This window comes from Nocardia sp. NPDC049190 (genome assembly GCF_040648115.1).
In the GTDB taxonomy this organism is placed as follows: domain Bacteria; phylum Actinomycetota; class Actinomycetes; order Mycobacteriales; family Mycobacteriaceae; genus Nocardia.
This window is the reverse complement of sequence record NZ_JBEZDE010000078.1, coordinates 1-10,664: the sequence shown is the minus strand read 5'-3', so window position 1 is coordinate 10,664 and position 10,664 is coordinate 1. Positions and strand designations below refer to the sequence as shown.

At 62.8% G+C, this 10,664-nt stretch carries 8 protein-coding genes and 7 pseudogenes; 9 read left to right on the top strand and 6 right to left on the bottom strand.

Going from position 1 to position 10,664, the window contains the following annotated elements:
• Positions 1 to 625: 625 nt before the first annotated feature.
• From AB0B25_RS31275 to AB0B25_RS31265, 3 genes and pseudogenes are all read right to left on the bottom strand, one after another.
• A complete protein-coding gene (locus tag AB0B25_RS31275) occupies positions 626 to 1,528 on the bottom strand; it encodes a cytochrome P450 (protein ID WP_357187230.1) in 903 nt (300 codons plus the stop codon).
• Positions 1,529 to 1,879: 351 nt separating this feature from the next.
• Positions 1,880 to 2,110: a ferredoxin gene (locus tag AB0B25_RS31270; protein WP_357187227.1), complete on the bottom strand. Its 231-nt coding sequence runs from the start codon at positions 2,108 to 2,110 to the stop codon at positions 1,880 to 1,882.
• A gap of 343 nt (positions 2,111 to 2,453) precedes the next feature.
• Positions 2,454 to 2,567: pseudogene (locus AB0B25_RS31265) on the bottom strand (IS3 family transposase); the annotation flags it as partial.
• Between AB0B25_RS31265 and AB0B25_RS31260 the strand changes: the two are divergent.
• Entirely contained in the window at positions 2,523 to 2,645 is a 123-nt protein-coding gene (locus AB0B25_RS31260) for a hypothetical protein (RefSeq protein WP_357187233.1), read from the top strand. The pseudogene AB0B25_RS31265 and the gene AB0B25_RS31260 overlap by 45 nt on opposite strands.
• A gap of 552 nt (positions 2,646 to 3,197) precedes the next feature.
• On the opposite strand, the gene AB0B25_RS31255 is transcribed toward AB0B25_RS31260, so the two are convergent.
• Positions 3,198 to 3,362, bottom strand: coding sequence for a hypothetical protein (locus AB0B25_RS31255; RefSeq protein WP_357187225.1), 165 nt, complete (start codon positions 3,360 to 3,362; stop codon positions 3,198 to 3,200).
• Between the two features lie 304 nt (positions 3,363 to 3,666).
• Here AB0B25_RS31255 and istA point away from each other — a divergent pair.
• The 6 genes and pseudogenes from istA to AB0B25_RS31225 all read left to right on the top strand — a co-directional run.
• Positions 3,667 to 4,902 (top strand): annotated as a pseudogene (istA, locus tag AB0B25_RS31250) (IS21 family transposase).
• Positions 4,902 to 5,717: an IS21-like element helper ATPase IstB gene (gene istB, locus AB0B25_RS31245; RefSeq protein WP_357187222.1), complete on the top strand. Its 816-nt coding sequence runs from the start codon at positions 4,902 to 4,904 to the stop codon at positions 5,715 to 5,717. Before istA ends, istB begins: the two are co-directional and overlap by 1 nt.
• A gap of 589 nt (positions 5,718 to 6,306) precedes the next feature.
• Positions 6,307 to 6,723, top strand: a pseudogene (locus AB0B25_RS31240) (hypothetical protein); the annotation flags it as partial.
• Positions 6,724 to 7,059: 336 nt separating this feature from the next.
• Positions 7,060 to 7,119: pseudogene (locus tag AB0B25_RS31235) on the top strand (hypothetical protein); the annotation flags it as partial.
• A gap of 62 nt (positions 7,120 to 7,181) precedes the next feature.
• Positions 7,182 to 7,409: pseudogene (locus tag AB0B25_RS31230) on the top strand (recombinase family protein); the annotation flags it as partial.
• A 158-nt stretch (positions 7,410 to 7,567) separates the two neighbouring features.
• Positions 7,568 to 7,657: pseudogene (locus AB0B25_RS31225) on the top strand (hypothetical protein); the annotation flags it as partial.
• 408 nt (positions 7,658 to 8,065) lie between these two features.
• Here the strand turns inward: AB0B25_RS31225 and AB0B25_RS31220 are convergent.
• Positions 8,066 to 8,692 (bottom strand): DUF6194 family protein, encoded by a 627-nt coding sequence (locus tag AB0B25_RS31220; RefSeq protein WP_357187219.1) that lies wholly within the window; start codon positions 8,690 to 8,692, stop codon positions 8,066 to 8,068.
• Positions 8,693 to 8,945: 253 nt separating this feature from the next.
• Here AB0B25_RS31220 and AB0B25_RS31215 point away from each other — a divergent pair, with 253 nt between their 5' ends.
• Both AB0B25_RS31215 and AB0B25_RS31210 read left to right on the top strand, forming a co-directional pair.
• Positions 8,946 to 9,077, top strand: a complete 132-nt coding sequence (locus AB0B25_RS31215) for an epoxide hydrolase N-terminal domain-containing protein (RefSeq protein WP_357187216.1) — start codon at positions 8,946 to 8,948, stop codon at positions 9,075 to 9,077.
• A 69-nt stretch (positions 9,078 to 9,146) separates the two neighbouring features.
• Positions 9,147 to 10,268: a winged helix DNA-binding domain-containing protein gene (locus AB0B25_RS31210; protein ID WP_357187214.1), complete on the top strand. Its 1,122-nt coding sequence runs from the start codon at positions 9,147 to 9,149 to the stop codon at positions 10,266 to 10,268.
• Between the two features lie 86 nt (positions 10,269 to 10,354).
• Here the strand turns inward: AB0B25_RS31210 and AB0B25_RS31205 are convergent.
• Positions 10,355 to 10,563, bottom strand: a pseudogene (locus tag AB0B25_RS31205) (Tn3 family transposase); the annotation flags it as partial.
• Positions 10,564 to 10,664 lie beyond the last annotated feature (101 nt).

Genomic DNA, 10,664 nt, shown 5'->3' with positions numbered 1-10,664 from the left:
AACTGCGGTGAGTACATCATCGGCACGAGCGGAGATCCTTCCATCGAACGGATTGGAATCTCACAACTCAGCGGACAGAACCCCGAGACAGCCCAGCACTCGGCGTACAGTCGCTGGCGTACAGCTGATCCCCACCCTGCCGGGCTCCGACGAATATATCTCGCCTTCCGAGTTCTGCGACAGTGCGAAAAGTGTTACCGCGTAACCGATCGCTCCCCCGCAGTCCGGCCAGACAGCCTGCCGAGCGGCTCACCAAATGAACCGCGTCCGGCTGTGGCAGGTTCGAACCACAGGCCCCGTTCGCTTGTGTCGGACTCCTCACAAGCACTCGACATCCTGCTCCAGGGCCACTACGGGGTGCTGTCAGAACTCACCTCCGCACACTCCACATGTGAGCGTTCCCAGGGCATACACGCTTTGAGTGACCCTGTTCTTGCGACAACAGTCGCACTCGGCGGACAGACCGTTGTTGTTGGATTTGCGTCCACCGCGTTGGTCGGGTTCTCGCCTACGGTAGGCGATGAGCACGAAGACAGGCGCATCTGTTCTCGTATTCGAACCCTAAAGCTTCTTGGCAGACAGCTACATACATCCGATCGGCCGCTATGCCAGCGGTTCAATTTCACTACCAGGTGATCGGTAGTTCTTCTGGACCGCGGGAGAACATTCCTCGCTTCCATCGCACGTCATCGGGCGGGACTGCCAGTGACAGCTCGGGCAGTCGTTGGGGAAGCATGGTCAAGAAGACCTGCAGTTGCATGCGGGCCAGCTGCGCGCCAAGACAATGGTGGGTGCCATGCGCGAATCCGAAGTGGGGATTGGGTGTTCGGGCCAGGTCGAATTCGTCCGGATCTACGAACACGGACGAGTCCCGATTCGCGGAGATGTTCGACAACACTACAGTGTCGTCCGCGCGGATGGTCACGCCGCCGATCTCCACATCGACCTTCGCCACATACGGCATGAGGATCCCTGCGGTCACCGGTGCGTATCGCACGATTTCCTCGACCGCGGTGGACACCAGCTCGGGGTGGTTGCACAGCCGACGGTACTGACCGTCTTTCGTGAGAAGCAAATACACCGCGATCGACATCTGATCGGCGACTGTCTCAAATCCTGCGAGCAGCAGAATCATCCCGAAGGCGACCAATTCGTCGTCGGTTAGCCTGTCCTCGTCGTCATTCGCTCTCACCAGTGCGCCGAGTAGATCATCTGTAGGATTCCGCTTACGTTGCTCTACTAGCTCGCGAACATAAGCGGCCAGGTTGACTGCCGCGATCAGCCCTTGATCCGCGTTGTCGGAGTTGAGGTCGAGCAGCGGTAGGACCCAGTCACGGTAGGTTTTTCTGTCGGATTCCGAGACACCCAGAAGGTCCCCAGCGACGAGGATCGGTAGCCGTAGCGCGATCTCGGACACGAGATCCGCGGGCTGCGGGCCTGCCTGCAGGTCGTCGAACAATCCTGCCAGAGTCTTCTCGGCTCGCTTACGCAGCTGCTCGACCCGACGAATGGTGAACTCGCGTGCCACGATTGCGCGTATTCGTGAATGGTGGGGCGGATCCATGGTCAGGATCGTTGCATCTTCCAGCGGCACGCTCTCATCCCGAACCTGGAGGGCGATAAACCTCGGTCTACCAGGTGCGAAGGCTTTTGATCGGCTGAAACGATGGTCTGTCAGGATAGCCCGAATGTCCTCGTAGCGTGTCACCAACCATGCGGCGCCGTCGGTAAGTCGCACTGGAACGATCGGCGCCTCTCTTCGTAATCGCTCGTATTCTGGCTCGACGTCGAGTCCTGGCTGTCTCGGAAACGGAAAATCCAGCTGCGCGTCGCCCAAATCGCCTGTGGAACAACTTATTCGGGAAATCGAGTCAGACATTCAGGACTCCGTATCAGTAAAAAGTGTCCGACCCGATGATGATTCCACGACTCGAATGGCACCTGCCGGACAGCTCTCGGCTGCCAACAAGACAGCTTCGTCGGCGGAACACTGGGGCGATATCGGGCGTGAGCGGCCCTCAACCAGTTCGAACACACCTTCCGTTGCTCCGACACACAAACCTGAACCTATGCATGTGTCACGATCAACAGTCAATTCCCACCCGGGCATCTTTATGGCCTCCATTGGTGCCGACGACGCTCTACTACCACTCGCGTCGCTTCCAAGCACACGCGGAGATCGGTTTCAGCAGCCTACATCTGACAATTCACATACTCAAGAGTGAATCTGCGATCGTTCTGCCGCTGCCGCGCTGATCGTCCCGCCAATAGGCGTAGATCTGGGGCGCCTTACTGAATCGTCTCCCTCGCAAACTTTCCTTACCTGGAGCTTTCCATGCCGATCCGTGAACGGATCTGTGAACAGGACGCGGCGAACTGGAAATCCAGCGCCCACACCGCCTTCGGCGAATCCGCTTCGACCGGCGGAATCGAAGAGAAACCGGCGCGTTTACGCGGGTGAGCGCTCGCACCTGCAAACCCTCCGACCGCCATAGTCGGTGCACACGCTTGATGTTCACCTCGTGACCCTCGTCGAACCGCAGCGCCGACCGGGCGCGGCGGAATCCGTGGCATGGAGCCGCTTCATTTACGGGCGCTACTGGCTGCTCGGGACATTTCCGATGCAGCCCCACCGGCTACTCTGATCCTTCCTGACAGATGATCGCTAAATCTCCTCCACGCATCGCTCACCGCCCTACTGATGCCCACGTGGAATCCCGCCTGCAAGCGCATCCGAGATGCGAACGCCCGCATCAGGTACACAAGACGCCTTCATTCTCAGCCGTTTTTCGACCGCGATACTTCCAATTGATATCACTTTAAAAGTGACTAAAAATAGCACCGCTGCACACATTTTTACTTGGATGAATCCGGCGACAGTCCTGGAAATTATGCGGCGCGTCTCATTGGGCTGCTCTGGCCTGTGTTCAACTGCTTGAAGCAGGTGATTGCTGCGGCCAGTGCCAGAAAGGCGCAGAAGTGGATGCCTTTGCGCTTGTATCGGATGTTGAGCCGGTGGTAACCGGGTCAGCCACGACATTGCGCGCTCGATGACCCCACCGCTGCCGGCCGAGGCGATCACTGGACTCGATTCCTTTGCACGCAATCCGGACGGCAATGCCACGAACGTCGGCCCGCTGGACCACAACCGGGCCATATGGTTGCACACATACCCGGCAGCGGCGTCGGTGCAGCCCTCATCGGGTGCGCTCGGCGATCAGCAGCCAGAATGATTTCGCGGTGAGGTCATGACGGCTGGTCTGTAGCCCGGCAGCTGGCGGCGAAGGCGGGCCAGTACCCCCGGTGGCAATGCCGTTGCCCCACAGGTTCTTATGCACATCGAGATCGCCGATGCAGCCCATGCGGCACTGATGACAGATCAGGCAGCCGACCTTCCCGACGGGTCAACCCCGCTGATAGAGATGCCAAAGGGTGATCGAGCAGGAGTTCGTCGCGGCACCCTCTTCGATCGGGAGCCGTAGGGCTCGTAACGCACTACGCGACCTACCTGCCACCACCACCAAGCCAGGCGCGGATTAAGCTCCCACAGCAGTGAATGCTGCGGCCTGTCGGCGGAACGTGAAAACTGATCACTGCGCGGCAACTCAAAATGGACCATCTGGTCGGTGACCCTGGCTCATATCCGAGCCAGGGAGGACCGAAGGGATGCTTGCTGTGGAGGATTGGGCTGAGATTCGTCGTTTGAGCAGGTCAGAGGGTGTGTCGATCCAGGTGATTGCTCGGATGAGGGGTATATCCCGCAACACTGTGAAGCGGGCCCTGGCCTCGGACAGGCCACCGAAGTACGAGCGTCCGGCGAAGGGGTCGGTCGTGGACGCGTTCGAGCCGCAGATCCGGGAGCTGCTGAAGATGTATCCGACGATGCCGTCGACGGTGATCGCGGAGCGGATCGGCTGGACACGGTCGGTCCGGACGTTGTCGGGCCGGGTCGCCGAGCTGCGACCGGCGTATCTGCCGCCGGATCCGGCGTCGCGGACGACCTATGTCACCGGTGAGATCGCCCAATGCGATTTCTGGTTCCCGCCGATCGAGTTGCCGGTCGGGTTCGGGCAGGTCCGGGGCCCGAAACACCTGCCCGTCCTGACGATGGTGGCGGGTTATTCACGCTGGTTGATGGCGATGCTGATCCCGACCCGGCGTGCCGAAGACCTCTTCGCCGGGTGGTGGACCCATATCCACCGGCTCGGCTCGGTGCCGAAGGTTCTGGTCTGGGACGGAGAAGGCGCGATCGGCCGCTGGCGGGCTGGCCGCAGCGAACTCACGACCGAATGCCAAGCGTTCCGAGGAACCTCGGCGCGAAAGTACTCGTCTGCAAACCCGCCGATCCGGAGGCCAAAGGCATGATCGAACGGGCTCATGACTACCTGGAACGGTCATTTCCGCCCGGACGATCGTTCAGCAGTCCTGCCGACTTCAACGCCCAGCTCGGCGACTGGCTGGAGTTGGTCAACCATCGACCCCGCCGCGCGCTGGGTTGCGCACCCATCGATCGGATCACCGCGGACCGTCAAGCGATGCTCGCATTGCCGCCGATCGCGCCGGAGACCGGGTGGCGGCGATCGGCGCGGCTGCCGCGCGATCACTATGTCCGCCTGGATTCCAGGCGACTACTCGGTGCATCCAGCGGTGATCGGCCGCCGGATCGAGATCGTCGCCGACCTGGACCGGGTCCGGGTGTTCTCCGGTGGCCGGGTCGTCGCCGATCACGAACGGATCTGGGCATGGCATCAAACGCTGTCCGACCCCGCCCATATCGAGGCAGCGAAAGCGTTGCGGCGCGGCCGGATCGGTGTCCTGCGACCGGCACCGGAACCCGAGGTCGAGCAACGCGCCCTGACCGACTACGACACTGCACTCGGCATCGAAGGCGGGGTGGCGTGATGCCCGGCCGAACAAGGACCATCCCGAAAACCTCCACTACGACCCGCGATTTCGCTGCGGAGCTGAGCTTCCTCACCCGAGCATTGAAAGCGCCGTCGCTGCGCGAAGCCGCCAGACGGCTGCCCGAACGCGCCCGCGCCGAGAACTGGACCCACGAAGAGTTCCTCGTCGCCTGCCTGCAACGCGAGGTCTCCGCACGCGAATCCCACGGCGGTGAAGGACGCATCCGCTCGGCCCGGTTCCCGCACCGCAAATCCTTGGAGGAGTTCGACTTCGGTCACGCCCGCGGCCTCAAACGCGACACGATCGCGCACTTGGGCACCTTGGATTTCGTCACCGCGAAAGAGAACGTGGTGTTCCTGGGCCCACCCGGAACCGGCAAAACCCACCTCGCCATCGGGTTGGCGATCCGAGCCTGTCAGGCCGGACACCGGGTCGCGTTCGCCACCGCCGCCGAATGGGTGTCCCGCCTCGCCGAAGCCCACCACACCGGCCGCTTACAGGCCGAGCTGACCAAACTCGGCCGCTACCCGCTGCTCGTGGTCGACGAGGTCGGCTACATCCCGTTCGAGAACGAAGCCGCCAACCTGTTCTTCCAGCTCGTCTCCTCCCGCTACGAACGCGCCTCACTCATCGTGACCAGCAACAAAGTCTCCGGCCGATGGGGCGAGGTCTTCGGCGACGATGTCGTCGCTACGGCCATGATCGACCGCCTCGTCCACCATGCCGAGGTCATCGCATTGAAAGGCGACAACTACCGGCTCAAGGACCGCGACCTCGGCCGCGTCCCCACCGCCGGCACAACTGAAGACTGAAACCACCAACCAACCGGCCAGGTGGTCCATATTGAACTTCCGTCAGATGGTCCGGATTGGCGTTCCGTTGACACGGCCGCGGCCACAGATACCCCGCGAACCGGTCCCCACCGCCAACGCCTTCCTGATCCCGCGTCGAGAATCAATCTCGATTGTCGGGCAGGTCAGCATGTCGACCGAAGCTGCAAGACCGCAACCCCTTTGCGGCGCGGTCGTAACGGAGTTCCTGTCTCGACACCAAGGGTCTCGAGACAGCCCTGCGACCTCGTGCGGCGGAATGTAATCCCACGTCAGCAAGCCTCATAGTCTTATCTCGAAACTGCGTCGCAAAACTCTGTAACAGAGTACAATTATGAGACCCCCTCATATGGGGAGACTCGTATAGAAAGCGACGTCGAGGCTGGAAGGCTGGCCCTCATCGAGGGCGCTCTCTTCCGCAACGAACTCACCGACGACGCGCTCGTCATCGCACTGCGGGTGGCAGGCCTGCCCGAGACCGCGCGAGTGCTGAACCGCGCACTGCGCCTGCGGTGACCGCCGCGCTGCCGCGCCCGGATCTGCGGGTCCTGAGCGTGCGGCACCGTGGGCGGACCTGGTCGTCGCCGGGCACAAGTCGGTGGAGAACCGCAGTTGGTCCACGGCCTACCGCGGACGTCTGGTGATCCGTGCCGGGCGCACCTGGGTACCGGCGGCCGCCGATTCGTCTCGGACGCTGAGGATCTTCGACTTCGACTCTGCGAAGGCAAGCCCCGGTGGGTTCCTCGGAACGGCCGAGGTGCTCGACGTCCACCCACCGCCGGCTACTACGACCCCCGGGGATTTCAGGACACGGCACATTTCACTGGATCCTCGGCAGCGCCCAACCGTTCGATACCCAATCCCGGGCCCGGGACGACTCGGGCTCTACCGCGCTCCGGACCACATCCTCGATGTGGTCCTCGGTACGAAACTGCTCGATGGCGCCCTATGGGAGCAAGAACGGCGCAACCGCAACCACAATCAGTAGAAGGAACCGTGATACTGCCCGAGGTGAAGACCTCCCCATACTGAGGGGGTATCCGACCTCGTTGACGACGGCTACGAAATCCACGTCGGCGCCCTCACCGACGACCACATCGGCCGGACCGTCACCGTGAAAACCGAGACGGCCGTCATCGCGGGACCGCTCACGTCGCTGACCGAATCACGGCTCGAGGGCCGAGCACGCCTCATCCTTCGTGTCGGAACAGGCATCACTATCGGCGAATCTTGGTCTGCATCCCGCGCACCTCGTCACTGTGCTTCCCGCCGAGCACACGCCCACCTTTACCTTCGCGACCTGCGCGTCCCGCGAGGCTCGGTGATGGAGTTCGGATACGCCCGAGTGTCGACCACCCACCAGGACCTCGAACGGCAGATCGTAGCCTTGCGTGAGTACGGCATTCCGGATGAGCGGACCTACACCGACCGTAAACCGGCGCGACCATGGACCGCCCCGGGTGGGGTCGTCTGCAGCAGATGCTGCGCGAGGGTGACCGGATCGTGGCTACCAACCTCGACCGGTACGGCCGCAACCTGCGCGAGTGCCTCACCATCGTGCACGAACTGCGCGAGCACGGTGTCGGGGTCACAACCCTCAAGGACCCGATCCCGATCGCCACCTCCAACCAGTCCCCGATGGCCGTCGCGCTGCTGGCGCTGTTCGCGCACATGGAGCGGGTATTCATGCACGAACGCGCCGCTCACGCCCGTGAGGTCGCCGCGGCGAAGGACGCCCGACCCGGGAGGCCCCGCAAGCTCGACAACAACAGCTCGCCGCCGCCCGCGCGGCCCTCCCGGCCGAACAACCCCTCGACCAGGTCGCCCGCGCGTTCGGTGTCTCCCGCGCCACTCTCTACCGCTCCATCGCCGAGGACGAAGCACCCGACCACGCAGCAGCGACTCAACCGGCGCAGACCTGATGAGCGAGAAACCATTCCACGCCGCCACGGCTGTGGCCGCGCGCCTGCGCGAGATCGACAACGAAGCCGACGGCGCCACATACCTGCGCACGCAACACCTGGACCGCGCGGGGCTACTCGCCGTCGCAGCCGAGCTGCAGCTGACCCGGGTCGATCGGCTCAGCCGAGCCGAGCTCGAACGCAGAGTGCTCGGTCAGGCAATCACCGCGCGCCGCAAATTCGAAGGACTGCGCACCGGATGGCAGCAAAACAGGACACCAGCCCCACCACCTGATCAGAAAGCCGCCTCTGCCCAGCTGAGCAGGGAACTCGATCGCGCGCTGCAAGACCTGGACCGCGTGCGTGAGGCAATCCAGGAGCTTGTGCATGTGAAAGCGAATCCGGACCACATCATACGATCGATCACCCTCACCGCCGAGGAACTGGCACGTGCCCCGCACCTGGCGCGGCCCATACAACAGCCCCACCCCGACCGACGCGCACGTTACGGTCTCGGGCTGTTCCTATGTTCCTCAACCCCGGACCTCGCCGCCGTGCCCGGGTCTCGAGGCGCGTTGGGCGCTGATGTGATTCGCTGCGGTGTCGGTAGTGCGCGCGGGCACGGCCATGGGCTATGTGGAGTAACTCCCGGATCGGTTCCTCGGTGAGCGTTCCCGGGTTGACCACTGCCAGCCAGGCGGCGTTGCCGTAGACGGGATGCACGAACACCGCGTCGGCGATACTCGGGTCGGTGTCGGCGTTGGCAACACCACCGGGGTTACGGCCTGTCCATCTATGGAAAGCCTGCTTACCTGCGCCGATGTTGAGACGGAACACACCGGGTCGGTTGAGACGGGAACTCTCGTCACCGGGGTAGTCCTTGGTCACGATGGTCGCGAACGGTTGGCCCCTGGTCTGTGTCGTGCCGTCGGGGGCGTAGTAGAAGACGTGTCGCCCCACGCGATCTCGGGCGAACCGTCGCCGGGCTGAGGCCGAAGGGTCAGCACTCCGCCCAGGGATTCGATGAACGCGATGATCTCGTCGATGCTCATACATTCCAGCGTTACATTGAAGTGCTTGTGTGGACTTAGATCGGAAAACATAGAGGTGAGCAAGTGAAAAGTCGACATTCACTGGATTTGCGCACCATCGATGTCGCGCGACGAGCCGGCTACTCCGTTGCGCAGGTGCGCAAGCTCGAATGCGGCGGGGTGTACCGGTCGCGATCCGCACCGACGCCGGATACCGGATGTAGTCTGCCACTTCTTTAGGAATGAATTCTTCCTAAAAGTCCTTTATCGTCCAGGTTATGACCTCCAAGAGCACCGCGATCACGCCCTTCCTCATCGACATCCCGCAGGCGGAGCTCGACGATCTACAGAATCGGCTGGCGCGCGCTCGCTGGGCCGACGAACTGCCTCTGGAGACCGAACTGAGGTGATCACCGAACATCATCCGCGGTTGGTGGCGGCGCTGCGGCGCCACCAACCCTTGTCGAAAGGGTCTGCAGATGACGCAGATACTCAGTCGCCGGGCGCTCAATCGCGCCACCCTCGAGCGGCAGCTGCTGCTGCGCCGCTCCGACCTGCCCGTCATCGACGCGGTGCAGCAATTGGTCGGCCTCCAAGCCCAGACCCCACACACCTGGTATGTCGGATTGTGGTCACGGCTGGCGAGTTTCGTCCCCGAACGGGCTGCCGCGCTGCTCACCAATCGCAGATTGATTCGGATTGCTTTGATGCGTTCGACGATTCACCTGGTCACCCCCGACGACGCCCGCGCGCTACGCCCGCTGATCCAACCCGTCTTGGATCGTGATCTCTACCACAACCACACGCACGGCAAACCCATCGAGGGTATCGACATGGCGAAGCTGGTCGCCGACGGTATCGAACTGCTCACCCCGAAACCGTTGACCAACAAGCAACTCGGCACCCAACTAGGCCAACGATGGCCCGGCCGCGCGCCCACCTCACTGGTCTACGCCATCCGCAATCAGGTGCCCTTGGTGCAAGTGCCACCACGTGGCGTCTGGGGCCGCAGCGGGCCGATCGCGCACACCACCGCCGACGCGTGGCTCGGCGCAGACCACGTCATGACCTCTTCGCTCGAGCGAATGATCCTGCGCTACCTGGCCGCTTTCGGCCCCGCCAGCGTGAAAGATATGCAGATGTGGTCCGGACTCACCAGGCTGCGCGAAGTTGTCGACCGAATACGACCGAGTTTGATGATCTTTCAGGATCAACACGGCCAGGAGCTGTTCGACCTACCCGACGCTGCACGCCCGGACGCCGACACCCCGGCGCCTCCGAGGTTTCTGTACGACTTCGACAATGTATTGCTGTCCCACGCGGACCGCACCCGGCTGATCACCGACGAGCACGGTAGACAGGGCTACCGAACCCAACGGCCCGCGCCGCAGATCCTGCTGGTCGACGGATTCACCGCGGGCGACTGGACGATCAACCGCGACAACGGATCCGCGACAATCACCATCCGCCTCTACAACCGGCCATCCTCCCTCGAGGACGCGGCCACCATCACCGAAGAAGCTCACGCCCTGCTGGCATTCGCCGACCCCGACGCCGAGACCCGCAACGTCCTCCTCAGCCAACCCCATCACAGGCTGTAATCAAGCTATCTCTACGTGGTACCGATGGACAACCGCGCGCAGTGTCGGTTCGATTGGCGGATAGTAGCGCTACACCCGCGCCGCGGTCAGAACAAGGTGTCGCGAATCCGCAGCGGACGAATGCCGGTCGGGCCGAACTGGGCAAGTTCGCGTCGATGTCGACTTCGATCGCGCCGCAGAAATTGATGTTGCCGCTGTGCGCCGGGCTGATGTGGGCCAGGACCTCGTCATCGATGCGCCGCCCCTCGCGCCGCATCTGCTCCACCGCCAGCCCGTAGTACTCTGCCGTCCAGGCCGATCAGGGACTGTCAAATTAACGGTGTAATCGGTTGATTTGTGGTTACTTTCGTCCGGCGGACAGGCGGCCGTCGAAGGTGATCTCGAAGGCGTTCAGGG